General features: G+C 40.5%; 20 protein-coding genes, 1 tRNA gene and 1 pseudogene. 8 read left to right on the top strand and 14 right to left on the bottom strand.

Features of this window, described 5'->3' with window-relative positions:
- Positions 1-118, top strand: a pseudogene (locus AC2VE5_RS07135) (IS1 family transposase); the annotation flags it as partial.
- A gap of 4 nt (positions 119-122) precedes the next feature.
- Here the strand turns inward: AC2VE5_RS07135 and AC2VE5_RS07130 are convergent.
- The 9 genes from AC2VE5_RS07130 to AC2VE5_RS07090 form a co-directional block, all read right to left on the bottom strand.
- Complete coding sequence (locus AC2VE5_RS07130) at positions 123-578, bottom strand: hypothetical protein (protein ID WP_486887068.1); 456 nt, start codon at positions 576-578, stop codon at positions 123-125.
- A gap of 8 nt (positions 579-586) precedes the next feature.
- Positions 587-1,141 carry a GIY-YIG nuclease family protein gene (locus AC2VE5_RS07125; RefSeq protein ID WP_486887067.1) on the bottom strand — a complete coding sequence of 185 codons (555 nt, stop codon included), beginning with the start codon at positions 1,139-1,141 and terminating at the stop codon, positions 587-589.
- Between the two features lie 16 nt (positions 1,142-1,157).
- Positions 1,158-1,619 carry a DNA phosphorothioation-associated protein 4 gene (locus AC2VE5_RS07120; RefSeq protein WP_486887066.1) on the bottom strand — a complete coding sequence of 154 codons (462 nt, stop codon included), beginning with the start codon at positions 1,617-1,619 and terminating at the stop codon, positions 1,158-1,160.
- A gap of 61 nt (positions 1,620-1,680) precedes the next feature.
- Entirely contained in the window at positions 1,681-1,914 is a 234-nt protein-coding gene (locus AC2VE5_RS07115; protein ID WP_486887065.1) for a Uma2 family endonuclease, read from the bottom strand.
- Positions 1,915-2,035: 121 nt separating this feature from the next.
- The gene (locus AC2VE5_RS07110) at positions 2,036-2,233 is read right to left on the bottom strand and encodes a DUF4926 domain-containing protein (protein WP_486887077.1); all 198 of its coding nucleotides are present in this window, start codon (positions 2,231-2,233) and stop codon (positions 2,036-2,038) included.
- 29 nt (positions 2,234-2,262) lie between these two features.
- Positions 2,263-2,595 (bottom strand): DUF6883 domain-containing protein, encoded by a 333-nt coding sequence (locus AC2VE5_RS07105; RefSeq protein ID WP_486887064.1) that lies wholly within the window; start codon positions 2,593-2,595, stop codon positions 2,263-2,265.
- Between the two features lie 155 nt (positions 2,596-2,750).
- Positions 2,751-3,704, bottom strand: coding sequence for a glycosyltransferase family 2 protein (locus tag AC2VE5_RS07100; RefSeq protein WP_486887063.1), 954 nt, complete (start codon positions 3,702-3,704; stop codon positions 2,751-2,753).
- Between the two features lie 3 nt (positions 3,705-3,707).
- Positions 3,708-4,403: a TVP38/TMEM64 family protein gene (locus AC2VE5_RS07095; protein ID WP_486887062.1), complete on the bottom strand. Its 696-nt coding sequence runs from the start codon at positions 4,401-4,403 to the stop codon at positions 3,708-3,710.
- Between the two features lie 121 nt (positions 4,404-4,524).
- A complete protein-coding gene (locus AC2VE5_RS07090) occupies positions 4,525-5,862 on the bottom strand; it encodes a pentapeptide repeat-containing protein (RefSeq protein ID WP_486887061.1) in 1,338 nt (445 codons plus the stop codon).
- Positions 5,863-5,949: 87 nt separating this feature from the next.
- Here AC2VE5_RS07090 and AC2VE5_RS07085 point away from each other — a divergent pair, with 87 nt between their 5' ends.
- Positions 5,950-7,158 (top strand): DUF4336 domain-containing protein, encoded by a 1,209-nt coding sequence (locus AC2VE5_RS07085; protein WP_486887060.1) that lies wholly within the window; start codon positions 5,950-5,952, stop codon positions 7,156-7,158.
- Positions 7,159-7,290: 132 nt separating this feature from the next.
- Here the strand turns inward: AC2VE5_RS07085 and AC2VE5_RS07080 are convergent, their stop codons facing one another.
- A complete protein-coding gene (locus AC2VE5_RS07080) occupies positions 7,291-9,714 on the bottom strand; it encodes an ATP-binding protein (protein WP_486887059.1) in 2,424 nt (807 codons plus the stop codon).
- A gap of 415 nt (positions 9,715-10,129) precedes the next feature.
- Positions 10,130-10,201, bottom strand: a tRNA-Thr gene (locus tag AC2VE5_RS07075).
- 197 nt (positions 10,202-10,398) lie between these two features.
- Here AC2VE5_RS07075 and argF point away from each other — a divergent pair.
- The 6 genes from argF to AC2VE5_RS07045 all read left to right on the top strand — a co-directional run bounded on the left by argF (position 10,399) and on the right by AC2VE5_RS07045 (position 16,481).
- Complete coding sequence (gene argF / locus AC2VE5_RS07070) at positions 10,399-11,319, top strand: ornithine carbamoyltransferase (protein WP_486887076.1); 921 nt, start codon at positions 10,399-10,401, stop codon at positions 11,317-11,319.
- A 111-nt stretch (positions 11,320-11,430) separates the two neighbouring features.
- A complete protein-coding gene (gene lexA / locus AC2VE5_RS07065; protein WP_486887058.1) occupies positions 11,431-12,036 on the top strand; it encodes a transcriptional repressor LexA in 606 nt (201 codons plus the stop codon).
- Positions 12,037-12,084: 48 nt separating this feature from the next.
- Positions 12,085-13,539: a DNA phosphorothioation system restriction enzyme gene (locus AC2VE5_RS07060; protein WP_486887057.1), complete on the top strand. Its 1,455-nt coding sequence runs from the start codon at positions 12,085-12,087 to the stop codon at positions 13,537-13,539.
- Positions 13,540-13,577: 38 nt separating this feature from the next.
- On the top strand, positions 13,578-13,784 hold the full coding sequence (locus AC2VE5_RS07055; RefSeq protein ID WP_486887056.1) for a hypothetical protein: 207 nt from the start codon (positions 13,578-13,580) through the stop codon (positions 13,782-13,784).
- Positions 13,781-15,856, top strand: a complete 2,076-nt coding sequence (locus AC2VE5_RS07050) for an AAA family ATPase (RefSeq protein WP_486887055.1) — start codon at positions 13,781-13,783, stop codon at positions 15,854-15,856. Before AC2VE5_RS07055 ends, AC2VE5_RS07050 begins: the two co-directional genes overlap by 4 nt.
- Positions 15,840-16,481, top strand: a complete 642-nt coding sequence (locus tag AC2VE5_RS07045; protein ID WP_486887054.1) for a Uma2 family endonuclease — start codon at positions 15,840-15,842, stop codon at positions 16,479-16,481. Before AC2VE5_RS07050 ends, AC2VE5_RS07045 begins: the two co-directional genes overlap by 17 nt.
- Before the next feature lie 2 nt (positions 16,482-16,483).
- Here AC2VE5_RS07045 and AC2VE5_RS07040 read toward each other — a convergent pair whose 3' ends face one another.
- From AC2VE5_RS07040 to AC2VE5_RS07030, 3 genes are all read right to left on the bottom strand, one after another.
- Positions 16,484-17,266 (bottom strand): sulfite exporter TauE/SafE family protein, encoded by a 783-nt coding sequence (locus tag AC2VE5_RS07040; protein WP_486887053.1) that lies wholly within the window; start codon positions 17,264-17,266, stop codon positions 16,484-16,486.
- A gap of 112 nt (positions 17,267-17,378) precedes the next feature.
- Positions 17,379-17,894, bottom strand: a complete 516-nt coding sequence (locus AC2VE5_RS07035; protein WP_486887052.1) for a VOC family protein — start codon at positions 17,892-17,894, stop codon at positions 17,379-17,381.
- A 402-nt stretch (positions 17,895-18,296) separates the two neighbouring features.
- Complete coding sequence (locus AC2VE5_RS07030) at positions 18,297-19,133, bottom strand: acyl-CoA desaturase (protein ID WP_486887051.1); 837 nt, start codon at positions 19,131-19,133, stop codon at positions 18,297-18,299.
- Between the last annotated feature and the right edge of the window lie 115 nt (positions 19,134-19,248).

The following is a 19,248-nucleotide window of genomic DNA, read 5'->3' as shown; positions in this document are numbered from 1 at the left end:
TTACTTCAATTGGATTTGGCAGCATAGTCGGTTCAAGTCCACTGCCGCACAACGAGCAGGATTAACCTCTCGACCATGGACTTGGAATGATATCGTGACCTATCCCACAATAATCTGACGCACTACCAAAGAGTCTTTGTACCTATATGTATATTCCAATATTTTTTAAGTGACAATAAACGATGTTGTCCATCAATGACAACTCTAGATACACCCTTATGCAGTTCTAAATTGACCCATTTTTCAATTTGTCTTCCTTGACTTGTTACATAAGAAAAATCCCAAAATTCTTTTTGCTCATCAGAACTAGGCAGGAGAACGACAACTAAAGAATTAAAAAATCTAATACCACTTTTAGACAAATATGTGAATAACTCTGTTTCTGCTCTTTTATCATCTAGTTGGCGTTGGACTCTTTCAGAAAATCCCCATTTTCCTTGGAGGTCACGCGCAAATCTAATATTTTCTGCGGCATCGTTATGGTCAAGGGTTGTTAAAAAATAGCGGACTTCCCCAAAAGTCCCTGTAATTGCTTTGTATTCAATAATTTCTGGTGATTGATTGTCTAGTTCCATCATTAATTCCTTTAGCTTCTTTGTGTGTTAAATTTAGGCTGGCAAAGCTGAATTAGTAGACTTTCTAGTTCTCTAGCTATGTTTTCATGACAAGGAAAGCATATAAATAAAAACTCATTTTGAGGTCTTGTCTGTCCATACCTTGCAAAAAAGCCATTATCGCTTTCTAAATGCTGCATAAACCGTTTTTGTAGATTAGTAGCATATCCAATATAATCTGGAGTTTGTAAAATACTACAAGTCAATAGTAGTTTTCTAAGAGTACGTCTATCTTTTGGCAGAGATACATTGCTAATAAACTTAGTCATATTGTCTGATAAAACAACTGGTTCTCCACATAAGTCTATAGTAAATTTTGTTCCTGCCTTGTCTTCTAAGAAAAGTGTATTAAATACAGTATTACTAATACGCTCATTTATACTTTCAAGCAAACCATCTTCCGAGAAATCAAAGGCATGGTAAAAAGCATATATACCTGGTCTACTAGGTATATCGTATAGGGCTGAGATAGTAGCTGTAGCAACTAAAAAATTCCTGAAGAATTCTTCATGTATGGTTTCTTGCATTACTATTTAATGATATTTATATAAATCTACTTAAGTCAAACTCAGTTTTTAATGGTTGATTTTTCTCAAAGCTTAAAAACAATAAAACTCTTTCTAAATGATCTACTGAGCCGCGCAACTCCTCTTGTAAAACCTCAAGTCCACCGTTAGCATATTCCTCAAGAATATTAATGCGTTCATTATCACAATCTTCACTATTAGCTAAAATTTCTTTGTCGTGAGATTCAGAGATTGCTATCAGCTTTATTATAAACTCATAACCCTTGCTAATAAAATGCTCTTGCGGAATTGGATCTGGATCTCCTTTTGATATTTCTTTTAATGGTACTCGCTTCTTGCGTTTTGCTCCTAAAGCGGCTGCAAATACAATTAAATCTGCATAAGTATTGAAGGAGTTAGTTGTATTATCCTCTGACGCTATTAATAGTTTTACTAAAGTAGCTTTGTCTTTAGCAATTTTAATTCTGTTTAGAGCCATGATTCTAGTATCTATTTTTTGAATTGTGCTAACAAATATAGTAGGCGATCGCACTCCACACCTAAACGAACAAATCATCTACCGCCATTACCCACCCCGGCAAAGCGGGTTTAGCTTCCGCCATATCGCCACGATGATCTATCTGCGGTTGTTCGGGATTATTAGCACGATACACTCTAACAGCTTCTTCTTTCAAAACATCTACATCCCACACAACTAAAGTACCTGCGACAAAATAATCTTGACGCTTAGAATCCATTGCTTTTTCTATAGTGGCTTGGGTTCTTGTATTCATAATTTTTACAGCAGTTAATAGCCCCATTATCCTTAGTTTAACTGCGTTTCCAGGCTTATTTATCCCAAAGGTGCGATCGCCTATCTACCGAAATACGCCACTTGCATAGCATTTAACGCGACTAAATTGGGCAATAACGCAGAACCATTAACTGATTAGCATTTAAAGTTTCTAGTGCATAAGCACGACCGCTAGTATCGCTAAACTCAACTTCAAATACTTCAGGCTCGTATTCTTCAACTATAGTGCCAACTTGACCCTGGTATAAGCCTACTTCTGGTACATTTTCAAGTAAGGCGACTACATCCAGTAACTTGATTTTTTTATTCATTTTAAACCCTATCAACTTTAGAGAATATAACAAGTAACTAATCGGGCAAAATTTTCACTATGTTTAACAATCCATACACTATGAATTGTGGCTTGCTGCTGCGCTCTAACCATTGTAAAATCAACTACATATTTTTGACCATATTGGTTAGACTTATCAATAATTGCTTCATTAACTTGTATTGCTTCAAGTAGTGTTAACCTTAATTCCTCAAAGTTTTCTAAACTTATTCCTAATGCAGCTTTAAATACACGGGCTTTGTGCTGACCATCTGGATGTTCAGGATTTAAGCAATAATCTGAGAGCTTTTTTCTATCGATGATAGCAAGCTCTGGATTAGGAAGCTTCATACTTATTAAAAAATTTGTTTTGCGATCGCATCAGTCACTTTACTATATTCTTAGCCGAACATTTGAAAAATTAGCGATCGCATTTCCCCAATAATCTCCTCATTATCCTTAGTTTAACTGCGCTTCCAGGCTTCTTATTCAAAGGTGCGATCGCGCTAAACTTTCGTTTGCTGACGAACAAAGCCGCCAACTTCCCCTAAAGTGTACAAAGGTCTACCCTTAACTTCTTCATAAATCCGCCCAATATATTCGCCCAAAATCCCAATACAAACTAGCTGCACCGCGCCAATAAAAAATGTTGCCATCAAAACCATTGTGAACCCAGTTAAAGGCGAATTAGGTACAAAAATCCGCCAATACAAAACTAATAAAGCCATTAAAATAGATGCGATCGCTGCCAGTAATCCAACGTAAGTAGAAATGCGCAATGGTACTGTAGAAAATGATACTAAGCCGCTAATTGCCAAAGCTAAAGATTTACGGAAAGTATACTTAACTTCTCCTGCAAACCGAGGATCGCGCTCGAATCGAATTGCAGTTTGACGAAAACCAACCCACGATCGCAATCCCCTAATGTAACGGTTGCGTTCTGGCATCGCATTTAGAACTTCTACAACCTGTCGATCTAGCAAACAAAAATCCCCTGTATCTGTGGGAATGTCTACATCCGCAAGCTGCTTGAGCAATCGATAGAAACCGTAAGCAGTAAAACGCTTAAACCAGCTTTCTTGGCGGCGTTGGGTGCGTTGAGCATAAACTACTTGATAACCTTGCCGCCACTTTTCTACCATATCGGGGATAAGTTCGGGGGGATCTTGTAAGTCTGCATCCAAAATAACAACAATTTGTCCCCTGGCAAAGTTTAAACCCGCAGTCACAGCAATTTGGTGTCCAAAATTACGTGCCAAACTGAGATAGCAAACGCGAGAATCTTTATTGTGCAGGTCGCGTAGTAGATGCAAAGAGCGATCGCGGCTACCATCATTAATTAAAATTAATTCTACTGTCCCATCCATCCGCTCCATTACCGCACTCATACGGCGGTACATTTCAGAAATTGTTTCTTCTTCGTTATAAATTGGGATAATAAAAGAATATTTAGGAGCCATAATTTAACGTTCCTGCAAGTCTTGATTGCTTTCCTCTGATTTTTGCAAGGCTTGGGCTGCTTTACTCCGTAAGATACGACGGCGATACCATGTAGAGCCTCCCACTAGAATACCTGTAAGCGCCAACGCTCCTACCAAAGGGAAAACATCTCCCGTATGCAATGCCTTTAACCCCGAACTACCTAGGAGTACAAACGGTAAAACACTAGGAACTGTCCCAATAGCTGTACCTAGAAGATAATCTTTAAAGCTAATTGATGTCAGTCCTGCCGCAAAATTAACCAACCCATAGGGCATAATTGGGACTAACCGAATGGCAAACATATAAAACAACCCACCTTGGCGCACTTCTGCATCCATTGCTTGCCAACTTCCAGAAAGTCTTTTGGCGACAATTTCTCTGCCTACCGTCCGAGTAAAAGTAAAAGCAACAATTGCCGCGATAATCGCTGCTAAGCTAGTCCACAAAGTTCCCCATACCGCGCCAAAAACTGCTCCGCCTGTGAGATTGAGTACGGTTGAAGGTAAAATTAATACAGTTGCGATCGCATACAGCGCAATAAAAATAATTGGCGACCAAATACCTACAGATTTTAACCAAGCTTGAATTTGGGTGCTTTCTATTCCTCCAAGTAAGTAAATTACTCCACCAGTAGCCACAATACAGAGGATTGCGAGTAGTAAAATACCTATTTTCATTTTTGATATTTGATGCCGCAGCACCGACTCGTGACAAAATTTTTCAATTTTTAAAATAAATGTCGTCTTAGCTTTTGTCCAAAACCTTTTTCCCACCAAGGAGCGCAGTGCAGTAATTATTTCAACTTTCTAACTTACTTGCAATACCTTCGCATCCACCAGGAATTGTTGCTCTAGTTTTTTCTCCACCCCAAGCACAACAGTAATATCGCACAGATTCAGACATCCTTTGGACATCACTAAAATCGGCATCTTCAACTACTGCCCCAGTATATTCTCCAGTTTGATAGTTAGGCGGCTGTGAACGGCTGCGGGGACTAGCTACTTCCGCCTTGCCATAAAATAAGCGCGTTCCTTTAAAATCAGCCCCAACTAACTTAGCATCATACAAAATAGTCCGGGATAGATTCGTTTTAACTAGATCGCATTTACTCAAGTTAGCGCGAACCAAGTTAGCCTCGCTAAGGTCTGTCCAACGCAAATCTGTATTGGAAAGATCCGCCCCTGCCAGCATTACGCCTAAGTCAATTACCCGCACTCCATAGAGACGATCTTCGGCATAACCACCACTGCCGTTCAAAATCGCTCTACCCAAGCGTGCATCGCGCTGCAACGGTGTAAGCAACTTAGAACGAGATAAAAACCGAATAATTTTAGCTTTACCACTACCATCAACACTACTAAAAATAGCTGCGGTGCGTCCTTCCGCGATCGCTCTTTCTTGGGGCCAATCTTCTAGTAATCCTTGTTCGTCCAATACTAAGTCAGATACACCTTGAAAATAAGCGTCAATTGTTTGCTGCTGAGTAATTAAGTTTTGTTGTACAGTTAGCAAGTTTTGCTGAATAGTCAAGTCTTTAGAAATAACGTACTGTCGCCAAGCCACATAGACAGCAATGACAGCAATCAAGATTTGCCCCAAAGCCCCAAACCATTCAGCTAATGTCCCAAAGGCATCCCAGTTAATTTGTTCGCCCCAAGTATAGATTTGGTTGTTGATACCTGTGAAGTTAAATAAACCCACAATCGCGGCGGCAGCGCCCAAAAAAGCTACAAATAGTGATCGCTCTTGAGGCGATACCATTTCACTAACTACCGCTTGCAACCAAGGAAAAATCACCGCTCCTGAAAGGAGCAACGCGAGTAGCGTACCGACAATGCCAATTAAAAAGTTATTTACAGCTACGCCAATAATTACTAAAGTAATTGCAATTAAAGTTACAACGATTGCTCGTGGGCTACCCGTACGAAACTTTGCCAAATCTTGGTTAGTAGATCGCGATTGAGCTAAAGTAGCGAGATTCTGCGGCGATGATTGCAAGGATGACAAAGCAGCTAAGGCTTGTTGCGTTGCCAAATCTGCCGTACTGATGCCGAGATCGTCACCATTGCGATCGCTACTTGGCTTTTCTGGGTTAACAGAGGGATTAGGCTGAGAAGAATTTGAGTCAATCGTCATGCTTCTATTTTGACTGTGGGCTGATTCAAATAAAATAGTTTAAGCATTAACAATTTGTTAGGGGTTTTTAATTACCCCAATTTTAAGATGAAAGTACGGGAAACGTCAGAATTATCCAGGCAGCCTACTAAAGACTTTGCATGGTCTTTCTGGTTCACATTGCCAATTTATCCTTTTAGTCAACGGCAGACAATCCGCAAAGAAGTTGTAAAAGATACTATCTGGACTTTCGATCAGCTTCAAGGCATCTTTTATGTTGTCGTACCTATTCGCATGAGCGTCGTGAAGCTAGAGGAAGGTGGTTTGCTCATTTATGCGCCCGTTGCCCCAACTCCAGAGTGTATAGGGCTTGTCAATGAATTAGTTGCCGAATATGGTGACGTTAAATATATCATCCTGCCTACTACTTCTGGGGTAGAACATAAAGTATTTGTTGGTCCTTTCGCTAGATACTTTCGCAATGCCCAAGTATTTGTAGCACCCCAGCAGTGGAGCTTTCCGCTCAATCTTCCGCTTAGCTGGTTGGGTTTACCATCAAAAAGAACTCAGATACTTCCAGAAGATATTAGCAAAACTCCCTTTGCTAATGAGTTTGAATATGCCATTCTCGGCTCCATAGAACTTGGATTAGGTAGGTTTGCAGAAGTTGCTTTTTTTCACCGAAAATCGCGCACTTTGTTATTAACAGATACTATAGTTTCCGTACCAACAGAACCGCCTGCAATTGTCCAGTTAGATCCTTATCCTTTGCTATTTCATGCCAAAGACGAAGCTGCCAATCTAGTGGCAGATACTTACGCCAATCGTTGTAAAGGATGGCAGCGCATCTCTTTGTTTGCATTGTATTTCAGCCCTAGCGTTCTGGATGTGCCAGCCTGGAAAAAAATATTTAGCAATGCCTTGAAAGCAAAAGATCGCTCAAAAAAAGCTTATTTTGGTTTATTTCCTTTCCAATGGCAGCAAGGCTGGCAGCGATCTTTTGAGGTGTTGCGCGATCGCCAATTATTTGTCGCTCCAGTATTACAAACTCTAATTCTCAACCGCGCTCCCACTGAAACTATTGCTTGGGCGGATAAAGTAGCGAGTTGGGATTTTGAGCGCATTATTCCCTGTCACTTTGATTCGCCAATTGCTGCCCAACCCCAGCAATTTCGCCAAGCCTTTGCTTTTTTGGAACAGCCTAATGTTGTTACAAGCAGCTATTCCCTTCCAGAAGCAGACTTTAAGCTACTAAGAACCATTGATGCGGGTTTGCAAAAAAGTGGCATTGTCCCTCCCGCCGTTGACAAATTGTAGCGATCACAATTCCGGTGCAACATAAAAATTTAATAAACCATTGTCCTCAACAGCCAATGAAGAATAAATACCTATAAACTTGTATTTACTTAACAAAATTAACTAAACAGCATTTCACATTTAAGGTTTGAACTAAGTTTTAGTTGATTTCTCAATTAACTTAGCAACGATCGCAACTACTGCCTCCGGATCGATGGGTTTAGAAATATGGCTTTGAAATCCTGCCGCGATCGCACAATGGCGATCGAGTTCTCCAGCGTAGGCAGTTAGGGCTATGGCAGGGATTTGTCCGCCTTGGTCGAGGGATAAGGCACGAATTTGGCGCAGTAGCATATAACCATCCATTTGAGGCATCCCAATATCGCTGACGATTAAATCGGGAATAGATTGGGATATTGCTTGCAGCGCGTCAAGGCCAGAACTAGCAGTAGTAACGATCGCATTAGCTTGTTCTAAAACAAAAGCAATAAATTCTCGCGAATCTGCCTCATCATCTACCACTAAAATTTGTTTGCCGCTTAAATCGTTTTTGGCAAAGGACAACGGCGCGGGAATTAAGGGTTCACCCGATCGCACTAAGGGAATTTGAACGGTAAATGTTGCCCCTTGCCCAACACCCAGACTAACTGCCGCCACTGTTCCTCCGTGCATTTCGGTAATTTGGCGGGCGATCGCTAGTCCCAACCCCAATCCGCCAAACTTGCGGGTAATTGCTCCATCTTCTTGCCGGAAATGGTCGAATACATAAGGCAGAAAGTCTGAGGCAATTCCTTTACCCGTATCGGTAACTTGAATTTGGGCATAGTTACCTTCAGTCGCTAATTTAACAGTGACTTTTCCTCCTAGAGGCGTAAATTTCACTGCATTAGACAAAAGGTTCCAGACAACTTGCTGCAATCTCCCCGCATCTCCCATCGCTAGACCAACGCCAGGTACAATAATCCTCTCAATGGCAATTGATTTAGCTTCGGCAGCTAAGCTCACCGTTTCCAAGGCAGCAGCGATAACACTACCAAGATCGACGGGCATCACGTTTAAACTCATTTTGCCGCGCAAAATCCGCGAAATATCGAGCAAGTCATCAATTAGTTGCACTTGTAGCCGAGCATTGCGCTCGATTGTAGCGAGCGCATAGGTTGTTTTTACCGCATCGAGTTTTCCTTGCTGCAATAGTTTTGACCATCCCAAGATTGGATTGAGAGGCGATCTCAATTCGTGAGATAGTACCGCCAGAAACTCATCTTTAATTCGGTTGGCAGTTTCGGCGGCTTCTCGCGCGGCTTGTTCCCGTTGCAACAGTTGTTCTCTCTCTTGCTCGATGCGCTTTTGCCCTGTAACATTGCGAAAATAAATAGTAATTCCCTTTACCGCAGGGTAGGTACGGACTTCGTACCAGCGATTGTGGTCGGGGTAAAACGCTGTTAGGGACTCCGCCACGGGAGTTCTCATCACGCGGCGGTACATCTGCTCAAATTCGCTGCCATTTACACCAGGAAATTCTACCCAAATGTTTTTGCCAATCAAATCCCTAGAAGCGCGATCGAGTAAGTTTTCTCCCTGCGGATTAACGTAAGTAAACTGCCAATTGTCGTTTAAGGCAAAGAATGCGTCGGTAATACTTTCCAAAATATTCCGGCTATGTTCTTCGCTAGCTTGCAAAGCTTCTTCGGCTTGTTCGCGCTCTTTTTCTATCCGCTTGACTTCGCTAATATCTTTAAACAATATGGCAAGTTTTCGCTCCTTTGGCTGCCCGATGCGGAAGGCATAAACATCGAACCAACGATTCATCGCTTCGGCGCAATTCTCAAAGCGGAGAGATTCACCAGTTAGAGCAATTTTGCCGTAAATTTCAATCCAGAGATTTTCGATATTTGGTACTAGCTGACTTATGGTTTTACCTATCGGCTGTTGCAGTCCCGTTTGGTTCTCAAAGGCTGGATTGACTTCCAAAAAGCGGTAATCGTTTGGCGTGTCGTTCTCGTCAAATAGCACTTCTATAACGCAAAAGCCTTCATCAATCGACTCAAACAGCGTTCGATAGCGTTCTTCCGATTGGCGGAGGGCGGATTCTACGCGCTGGCGATCGCGGATAATGTCGGAGTCATTGGTTGTCTGTTCGCCCATAGTAAGCTGTAGCGAACTAGAAATTGCGTTTAAAGTTGTGATGACTGTATGAGGGGTTGTCCGATCGCCTTGGAATAAGGGTGTTGAATTTAGTTGCAACCATACCAATTCTCCGCTTGGCTTATAAAAGCCCATGACCGCATTACAACGTTTGCCCGATTTTAAAGCAGCGATCGCTGGATAATCTTCTGGTGCAATGGGAGAGCGATCGCGATAAATTAGGGGTGCATGAAAATTCGTGCCAATGAGTTGTTTGCCGCTGTAACCCAACAGTTGCTCTGCAATGCGATCGCAGGCGGCGATCGTACCATCTGTCAACTGGCAAATTATCCCAGTCTCGTTTTCAATGCCAACGGATTGCCTGTCATTAAGAGGGTTTTCTGCCCTAGAAAAAGTTGGATGTTCTTCATCCTGCATTGCCATGCACCACATTTTAGAGTCGGCTGAGTTTCTTCGCTAAATTATGGTGATATAACTGACCGATAAAAATGCCCGTATCATAAGAAAGCTCGGGTGAGGGGTAAAGTGCGATCGCCACAAATTTAATATCCTGCGAGCGCTCATCGAGCCGAACGCTATTAAATCAATAACACTACAGGAATGATTATTTTAGTATCTACCTATAGAAGTATATTTTATACTTTGATTAGCTATGTAATCTTCCACGGCATAGTCACTGCAAGAAATTCATTTACAATTTTTAGTTTGTAAGTATCAAAACTCCTTAATTGCGATCGTCAAACGAGCGTCAAAATAGCTAAAAAATAGTCATTGCGAGAGATTCACTTACAACTTTAAGTTTGCTTGCAAATCTGCAAAACCTTATACAGTAGACGGTTTTGAAAGAAGCTGGTGACAAGATTTGAACTTGCGACCGGCTGATTACAAATCAGCTGCTCTACCCCTGAGCTACACCAGCATGAAAATCTAATGTATCTAACTTATGACTTTTTGGCAAGCTGGCAGAAAAAAAGTGACTGAAGAACAAGCAAGCTTCAAAAATGTTTGGTAAGGTTTTAAGACAGTCCTTTTGTGACACAAGTGGGTAAACGAGCAATGGGTTCTCGCCCTGGGTCAAAAAAGACTCAAAAAACATTTACTCACCACAAGACAAGCATGGCAGCGTTGAAAGGACGAGATTTATTAAGCTTGGCAGATTTAACTGCCGATGAAGTACAGGAACTTTTGCAACTAGCAGCGCAGCTAAAATCTGGACAAGTAAATATTCGCTGCAACAAAGTTTTAGGATTACTTTTTTATAAAGCTTCTACCCGAACGCGGGTAAGTTTTTCTGTAGCCATGTATCAATTAGGCGGACAGGTAATCGATCTCAATCCAAATGTTACTCAAGTTAGTCGTGGCGAACCTGTAGAAGATACAGCAAGAGTTCTAGACCGTTATTTAGATATTTTGGCAATTCGGACTTTTGAGCAGCAACAATTAGAAACTTTTGCTAATTATGCCAAGATTCCGGTAATTAATGCTTTGACCGATTTAGGGCATCCTTGCCAAATTTTGGCGGATTTACTCACAATAAAAGAATGTTTTGGCGAACTTTCTGGGCGGACTTTGACTTATTTTGGTGATGGAAATAATGTCGCTCACTCGCTACTACTCGGCTGCGCTTTGGTAGGTATGAATGTAAGAATTGCTACGCCTAGCGAGTATAAACCAGACCCGACAATTGTTGAAAATGCCCGTGCGATCGCAGCAAATAAAACAGAAATAACTATTACTGAAGATCCGGTAACTGCCGCCAAAGGAGCAGATGTACTCTATACAGACGTTTGGGCAAGTATGGGGCAAGAATCGGAAGCTGTTGCGCGAATCCCATTATTTCAACCTTATCAAATCAACGAGCAATTATTAAGCGTTGCTGATCAGAGCGCGATCATTTTACACTGTTTGCCAGCCCATCGCGGAGAAGAAATTACTCACGAAGTAATGGAAGGTCCGCAATCAAAAATTTGGGATCAAGCAGAAAATCGGATGCACGCTCAAAAAGCATTACTTGCAAGTTTATTGGGTGCAGATTAGTAAGAATTTCTGGAAAAAATATAACTTTTTTTTTGATTATTTTGTCAGCAAGGGCATTTTTGTAGTACGAATGTTCTAGAGACATTTTTATATTCCGCCCCTTGCATATTCATGGAAACCTTAACTGAAGCTCAACAACAATTGTATAACTGGTTGGTGGATTACGTCCGCACTTACCAGCACTCGCCATCGATTAGACAGATGATGCAAGCGATGCAATTAAAATCGCCTGCGCCCGTGCAAAGTCGTTTAGAACATTTACGCGCTAAAGGATATATAGAATGGACAGAAGGTAGAGCTAGAACAATTCGGATTAGCCAAAGCGTTCGATCGGGAGTTCCGGTTTTAGGGGCGATCGCGGCAGGTGGTTTAATTGAACCATTTACCGATACCGTAGAGCAAATAGACTTTATGCACCAGTTTGTACCTCCACAAACTTTCGCTCTGCGCGTCACTGGTGACAGCATGATCGACGAACATATTACCGAGGGTGATTTGGTGCTAATGCGCCCCGTACTAGAGCCAGATCAGCTAAAAAACGGCACAATTGTCGCGGCGATGGTAGATGGATACGGTACAACATTAAAACACTTCTATCGTAAAGGCGATCGCGTCACGCTCAAGCCGGCAAATGCTAAATATACGCCGATAGAAGTAGCGGCAATCCAAGTAGAAGTTCAAGGCGCACTAATTGGAGTTTGGCGCGGTTATAACTAAAGGTATGAAATATTACCTAAAAAATTAACCGTACTAGAGTTTCTGAGAATGTACTTAACGCAGAATCCAGCCCAACGACTGCCCAATTTACTCCAGCTATTGGTGGCTGAAAATCGCGGTGTTTACCGCGTTACACCACAACAAGGATGTCCGCGAATACCGCCATCAATTCTATTGCGGCAGTATCAGGAACAAGCAGTCGCTAACTGGTTTGGCAATTCTGGCAGAGGAACATTAAAGATGGCGACGGGTAGCGGTAAGACTATTACCGCTTTAGCGATCGCCTGCGAACTATATCAGAAAATTGGCTTGCAGGTATTACTCGTAGTTTGCCCTTACCGCCACCTAGTCAGCCAGTGGGCGCGTGAAAGTGAAAAATTTGGACTGTTCCCCATTTTAGCTTTTGAAAGCGTCACTAGCTGGCAAAGTCAGCTATCCACCCAACTGTACAATGTTCGCTCTGGAAACCAGGCATTTCTCACGGTAATTACAACAAATTCAACTTTAATGGGAGATGGTTTGCAGTCTCAGTTAAAGTATTTCCCGGAAAAAACCTTAATAGTGGGCGATGAGGTACACAATTTAGGTACGCCAAAACTAGAGCAAAGTTTACCCCGCAATATCGGCTTGCGTTTGGGCTTATCAGCTACACCAGAGCGCTACTTTGACGAGGTTGGGACAGAATTTGTATTTGACTACTTTGGCAAGGTATTACAGCCAGAGCTTACTTTAAAAGATGCGATTTCTCAAGGGGCTTTAGTTCGCTACCTCTACTACCCCATTCTTGTAGACTTAACAGAACCCGAAGCTTATGCTTATGCGCGTTTGACGACTAGAATTGGCTGGATACTAAGCTCGAAAGAAAACATCAAAAACAATGAGACTTTAACAGCATTATTAATGCAGAGAGCTAGATTAATTGGTTGTGCATCCAATAAATTAGTAGCATTAAAACAGTTAATGCGCGATCGCCTAGATACTCACCACACCTTATTTTACTGCGGAGATGGGACGATTGAAGGTTCTGTTAGTAATGAAAGTACGCGCCAAATTGCCGCCGTTGTTAAACTTTTGGGTTCAGAGCTAAATTATCGAGTTAATACTTATACCGCCGAAACACCCTTAGCACAACGCGAAGAATTACGCATACAGTTTGAAAATGGCGACTTGCAAGGATTGGTTGCAATTCGGTGCTTGGATGAAGGGGTAGACATTCCCGCCATCAAAGCCGCAGTAATTCTAGCTAGTAGCAGCAATCCGCGCCAATTTATTCAAAGGCGGGGCAGAATTTTGCGCCCCTATCCTGGCAAACAACGCGCTACTCTATTTGACATGATAGTTATGCCTCCGCAATTAGATCGGCAAACTTGGGAAGTAGAACGCAACTTACTAAGAAAAGAGCTAAAGAGATTTATAGAATTTGCCGATTTAGCAGATAACGCTGGCGAAGCAAGAAGAACTTTACTAACGTTACAAAAACAGTACGGATTACTAGACCTGTAAGCCTAGTTAAAATAATAATCTAAATATTCCTAATATCTTTGCTCTACGTTCTGGTGCATTTAATTACCAATATGAATCAAGAAACAAATATTACTGACATCCAAGCACCAATTACAAACGCATCAACAGAAGTTAAAAATATTATTGAACAAGTCTTACAAGCAGAAAAAGACAAGTTATATATGAAATTTCCTCGGAATATTAACGATGATATTCTCAAAATTATTAAGGAAGCAGTGCAATGAAACTGATGTCAATTCAACTAGGTAATTTTCGTCAATTTTATGGCACAACCCCAGAAATAATTTTAGCGAGTGGAGAGCGTAATACTACCGTTATTCATGGTAACAATGGCTCAGGCAAAACAACCTTGCTTAATGCTTTTACTTGGGTATTGTACGAAAAATTCACGGCAGCATTTGCGGTGGAAGAACAATTAGTAAATAAACGCGCAATTAGCGAAGTACAGATAGGGCAATCTGTTGAATGCTGGGTAAATATTGTATTTGAACATGATAGCAAACGCTACCGCTTTAGACGCTCGTGTGCAGCTTACAGAAATAGCGATAAAATTGAGCATACTAAAAGTACGCTATCTCCCTACATAGCCGGAGACGATGGGCGCTGGGTAATATCTCGCCAACTATCAGAAGATATAATTGGGCGAATTTTGCCAGAAACATTGTATCAATACTTCTTTTTTGATGGGGAACGAATTGAGCGAATTGTTCGAGATGAGAAAAAAGGAGAAATTGCGGAAGCTACTAAGGAATTACTGGGAATAAAAGTATTAAATCGGGCAATAGAGCATTTAAAAACTGCTAGGAGGACTTTAGAAGATGAGTTAAAAACAATTGGAGACTCGGAGACTAAAAAACTCCTAAGAGAGCAAGAAGGCTTAGAAAATAAAATTAACGAGCTAACAATACGTCAAACAGAAATAATTACAGAATCAAAGTTCCAAGAAGAAATTAAAAAAAACCTAGGCGAGCGCTTACTAGAGCTAAGTGGGGCAGAAGAACTGCAACGCTTGCGAAATGAATTTGAACAACAAAAAACTTTATTTATAGAGCAGCTAAAAAAAGCAAAAGATATTTTAAAAAGAGCCATTTCTACACGTGGCTATACAGTATTACTTGCAGATGTCACCGCCGAATTTAGAAATATTATTGATGGTTTACGAGAAAGAGGCGAGTTACCTACAGGAATTAAGCGCCAGTTTGTTGACGATTTGCTAAACCAGCAACGTTGTATTTGCGGCGCAGAATTGATAGATGGTACTCACGCTCATCAATTGGTAGAATCTTGGCTCAATAAAGCAGGTTCTTCGGAAGTGGAAGAAATAGCTATTCGTATGGGCGCGCAAGTAGATCAAATAGATAAGCAAGTGCCTGATTTTTGGCAAGAAGTCGATCGCCAGCAAGATAATATTAAGCAATGTCGCACTGAAATATCCAGATTAGAAAATGCGTTAGATAACATTAAAGAAAAATTACTAAACTACCCAAATGAAGATATACAGCAGTTAGAAAAACGCCTAAATAATACCGAAGCAATAATCCGCGAACTAATTTTGGAGCAAGGAGCAAATCAGCAAAAATCAGAGGACATTACAACAGAAGTAGGAGACATAATTAAACAAGTCGCTAAACAAAAAATGAACGAACAAAAGCAAGCTTTAGCGCAACGCAGAATTGTAGCAACTCAAGATGCGGTAGAACGTTTAACTGAAGTTAGAACAAGATTAGAAAATCAATTTCGTTTGTTATTAGAGCAGCGAGTGCAAGAAATATTTGCTCAAATATCCTTTACTCCTTATATACCCAAACTCAGCGATAAGTATGAATTAACACTTGTAGAAAATACTACTTGGCAAGAGGCAACAGTTGCAGCTTCTACTGGAGAAAATCAAATTCTTAGCTTATCTTTTATTGGGGCAATTATCGACCGAGTAAGAGAATGGAGCGAAAATAAACTATTAATGGGTCCTGATAGTAGTACCTTTCCAATAGTAATGGATTCTCCTTTTGGTAGCCTAGATGAAATGTATCGGCGGCAAATTGCGAAGACAATTCCTAACTTAGCTAATCAATTAGTTGTGCTGGTTACTAAAACGCAATGGCGCGGCGAAGTTGCTCAAGAAATGGCAAATTATATAGGTAGAGAATACATACTTGCTTACAATTCTCCTAAGCTAGATTGTGAAGAAGATTCAATTCAAATAAATAGCGATCGCTATCCTTTAGTCAAGCAAAGCCCCAATGAGTTTGAATATACTGAAATAATTGAGGTAGAACGCCATGGTTATAGCTCCTAATTTACAACTAGAGACAGATGTTTGGGTAAAAGCTAGCCACGAACAATTTTTGGCAATAGCTGATAAAATAAGTCATCCGAAGGCTAAATTCTATTATCACTGGGGTTACATGAGGGTTGAAATGTCACCAGTAGGACCGCTTCATGCTAGACAAAATTCTATAATTTCTAAAGTTATTAGTCTTTATGCTACTGTCAAAAATATTCGCATTGTTGAGTTAGTTAATGCTAGTTTTCGTCAACCAGCTAAGAGCGAATTTCAACCAGACTTGTCTTACTACATTGGTACAGAGTTTGAGTTGCCACCTCGGACAAATACACCAATTAATGTGAATGAATTTAATCCCCTTAGATTAGTGATTGAAATTGGTGCATCATCTGTAAACGACGATTTAGGAACAAAGCGGTTACTTTATGAAAATTCAGGTGTTGAAGAATACTGGGTAATTGATGCAAGTTCAGATGCTGTTATTGCTTTTTCTATTTCCGATGGGCGTAGCGGTACAGTTCAAGAATCGTTAGTATTACCAGGACTTGCAATTTCCCTTATAGAATCTGTCTTAAAACACAGCCAAACTGAAGATGATGGAGCAATTAATCGTTGGCTATTGCAAACGTTTAGTTAAAATTAGCTGGCTAACCCTTGGTAGCTCAACCAAGCTCGATAAAAAATATAAATTGATAATATTCCTAAAAAGCTCCGAAATACAATACTAACGACATTATCGGGTAATTTTGGCAAAACCCGCGTACTAATTTGCGCCCCCAGCAACCCACCACAACCTAAAATTGTTCCTTGAATAAACAATACATTTCCTGCATATGCTTGAGTTATAGAAGCCGATACCGCCGTGCTAATAATTACTCCTAAGCTAGTTTGAATTGCTAGTTTAATATTTTCTTCTAATAGCAGCATTTGCAAGGGAACCATAATTACCCCTCCACCTACACCGAATAATCCTGCTAAAAGCCCCCCTGCACCTCCCGTCACGATTCTAGCAATAGTTGGATTAAATGGCTTTTTGTTACTGTCTCCTTGAGCAAGCAATTGTTTCCGTAGTTGAACTAAATAAATATTGGTTAGTAGTAAAACTCCAAACAAACCTAATAACACATAAGACGGAATATTAATTGCTAAAACTACGCCCAATTGAGCAGTTATTAAAGCTGGAATCCCTAAGTAAAGTACTTTTTGTAAATCAAAATAACCCATACGCCAATTTTGAATACTGCCAGAAATTGAAGTAATCACAATTGCTAAACTACTGGTGGCAGTGGCTTTGATAGGTTCATTACCCAAAGAAACTAAAAGCGGTACTAATATTACGCCGCCACCAATACCTAGCAAACCTGCCATAACTCCTGAAACTAACCCGCCAATGGCTAAAACTAATATATCTGCGGCAGTCATAGTTGTTAATTTAATTACAATTAAAAGAGCATTAAATTTATATAATGCTCTTGCTAACAATTTTACAGTTTATCTAACTTGCAACAAATTACTTTTAAATATTTTGCTACACTTAAGCCCAAGTTCCTACAGGCGCTTTGGTGAAAGATTTAATTTCAATTCCATTACCAGAAGGATCTTCAACAAACATTACGTGCTGTTCGTGTCCGGTATTTAGAAATCGAACGCGGGGTTTTTTGATAAAGTTGGTATTGTGAGCCATTAAACGTTCTTTAACTGCTTCAAATACTTCATAGCTTAAAGCTGCTCCAAAATGCGGAACAGGTACATCTTCGGCATCTACTTCTCTTTGGATGTTTTTGGCACTATATCCTGGTACTTCATGGCAGGTAAGTTGACATCCATAAAAATCAAAATGGACGGATGTTTTTGAAGCGCGGCGTTCTTCAACTCCCAAAATATTTTTGTAGAAATGACGAGTTGCTTCCATATCGCTTATGCACAATGAAAGATGGAATGGGAATGTTTTTGTAGTGTTCCTATTTTTCTGCTCGTCTTTCAACTGTTCCTTTCTATCCCAATCTAAATCGGAATCAACGAGGCTTGACACAACTCGATCTGCAATCATAATAACTCTCCAATTACAAAGTTACTAAGCAATACTAATTGATAGATTAGTTTGACTTTATTCACTATTTTCACGTGCTTGACGGCTTTGGGTAAAGGTAGCTTTTTGGTTCGTCAAATTAACATCAATCTAACTTTTTTATTGGCAATATAGGAATAGTAATTATACTTAATTTGAGTGTTTTTACAAAAAAAAATGTAAGTTTATTGGGCTGCTAATTTATCTCTTAGTAATTGCTAGTGTAATAATACTGAAGTTTTTATTAAAGCTACAAATTTAAGGATTATCAAACTGTTGAGTAGTTTGAGGTAAGTACCAATAAAAAAACCACACAATTATGAGATAGCTGTGTGGTACTTGGTTGTATTGCTGAGCAAAGTTTAAACAAACGCGATCGCACTTTTACCTAGTTGGTGGCATGGAAACCTTTTTCGCCAAGCCAAGCATCTGTAAAGTTTTAATCGCCCACCAAGTTACATCAACTTCCCACCAACGCAATCCGGCTTTAGCGACTTTGGGATAAGCATGATGGTTATTGTGCCAGCCTTCACCATAAGTTAGAATCGCCGCCCACCATAGATTGCGGGAATTGTCTTTGGAGTCAGGGAAATTACGGTAGCCGTAAATATGTGTTGCTGAATTAATTAACCAAGTGCTATGCCAAAGTAGTACAGACCTTAGGAAGATACCGTAGATAACAAAAGGCATCCCACCACAAAAGTACAACAAGGCAGCTAAAGGAATTTGCAAAAGCAAATGGTAGCGATTCAACCATTGATAGAAAGGATCGCGGGCTAAATCTGGAGCAAATTTACTGTATTGTTTATAGTCAAAAAATTCTGGACGTGGGTAGAAAAGCCAAATGATATGACTCCACCAAAAACCACGCCTGGAAGAATAAGGATCTTTTTCTTCATCTTCGGTGTGGGCGTGGTGCAAGCGATGTCCCGCTACCCAAAAAATTGGTCCGCCTTGAATTGCCAAAGCGCCGATAATTGCGATCGCATATTCCAATAATTTTGGCACTTGGAAACTACGATGGCTCAATAATCTGTGATAACCCAAGCAAATCCCAATACTACCAAATAGCCAATGTAGTAATAATGTTACTCCCAACGCTGACCAAGAGAAACACCCCACCGCTAACAATGCCAAGAGGTGGAAAGTTGCAAAAAAACCGATACTAATCCAGCTAAGAGTAAGGGGTTTACTCTCAGTCACGACGGAGCCTGCAGTCATAAATTTCCTTATGTAAAAGATTGCCAGCGCTGCTTTCCTCGCACTCAGAAGCGCTATATTAATTAAAGTTGTGCAAGTGCTGCTTACATTTCTAGTCTAACAACAACTTTTTCAA

Source organism: Aliterella sp. E5.1 (assembly GCF_057473825.1).
Note: the sequence above shows the minus strand (reverse complement) of the source record. Positions and strands in the feature narration are given on the sequence as shown.

Excerpts from the sequence above, each read along its gene's own strand:
- AC2VE5_RS07130 (WP_486887068.1), bottom strand. The coding sequence starts at position 578 with ATGATGGAACTAGACAATCAATCACCAGAAATTATTGAATACAAAGCA.
- AC2VE5_RS07125 (WP_486887067.1), bottom strand. The coding sequence starts at position 1,141 with ATGCAAGAAACCATACATGAAGAATTCTTCAGGAATTTTTTAGTTGCT.
- AC2VE5_RS07120 (WP_486887066.1), bottom strand. The coding sequence starts at position 1,619 with ATGGCTCTAAACAGAATTAAAATTGCTAAAGACAAAGCTACTTTAGTA.
- AC2VE5_RS07115 (WP_486887065.1), bottom strand. The coding sequence starts at position 1,914 with ATGAATACAAGAACCCAAGCCACTATAGAAAAAGCAATGGATTCTAAG.
- AC2VE5_RS07105 (WP_486887064.1), bottom strand. The coding sequence starts at position 2,595 with ATGAAGCTTCCTAATCCAGAGCTTGCTATCATCGATAGAAAAAAGCTC.
- AC2VE5_RS07100 (WP_486887063.1), bottom strand. The coding sequence starts at position 3,704 with ATGGCTCCTAAATATTCTTTTATTATCCCAATTTATAACGAAGAAGAA.
- AC2VE5_RS07095 (WP_486887062.1), bottom strand. The coding sequence starts at position 4,403 with ATGAAAATAGGTATTTTACTACTCGCAATCCTCTGTATTGTGGCTACT.
- AC2VE5_RS07090 (WP_486887061.1), bottom strand. The coding sequence starts at position 5,862 with ATGACGATTGACTCAAATTCTTCTCAGCCTAATCCCTCTGTTAACCCA.
- AC2VE5_RS07085 (WP_486887060.1), top strand. The coding sequence starts at position 5,950 with ATGAAAGTACGGGAAACGTCAGAATTATCCAGGCAGCCTACTAAAGAC.
- AC2VE5_RS07080 (WP_486887059.1), bottom strand. The coding sequence starts at position 9,714 with ATGTGGTGCATGGCAATGCAGGATGAAGAACATCCAACTTTTTCTAGG.
- argF (WP_486887076.1), top strand. The coding sequence starts at position 10,399 with ATGGCAGCGTTGAAAGGACGAGATTTATTAAGCTTGGCAGATTTAACT.
- lexA (WP_486887058.1), top strand. The coding sequence starts at position 11,431 with ATGGAAACCTTAACTGAAGCTCAACAACAATTGTATAACTGGTTGGTG.
- AC2VE5_RS07060 (WP_486887057.1), top strand. The coding sequence starts at position 12,085 with ATGTACTTAACGCAGAATCCAGCCCAACGACTGCCCAATTTACTCCAG.
- AC2VE5_RS07050 (WP_486887055.1), top strand. The coding sequence starts at position 13,781 with ATGAAACTGATGTCAATTCAACTAGGTAATTTTCGTCAATTTTATGGC.
- AC2VE5_RS07045 (WP_486887054.1), top strand. The coding sequence starts at position 15,840 with ATGGTTATAGCTCCTAATTTACAACTAGAGACAGATGTTTGGGTAAAA.
- AC2VE5_RS07040 (WP_486887053.1), bottom strand. The coding sequence starts at position 17,266 with ATGACTGCCGCAGATATATTAGTTTTAGCCATTGGCGGGTTAGTTTCA.
- AC2VE5_RS07035 (WP_486887052.1), bottom strand. The coding sequence starts at position 17,894 with ATGATTGCAGATCGAGTTGTGTCAAGCCTCGTTGATTCCGATTTAGAT.
- AC2VE5_RS07030 (WP_486887051.1), bottom strand. The coding sequence starts at position 19,133 with ATGACTGCAGGCTCCGTCGTGACTGAGAGTAAACCCCTTACTCTTAGC.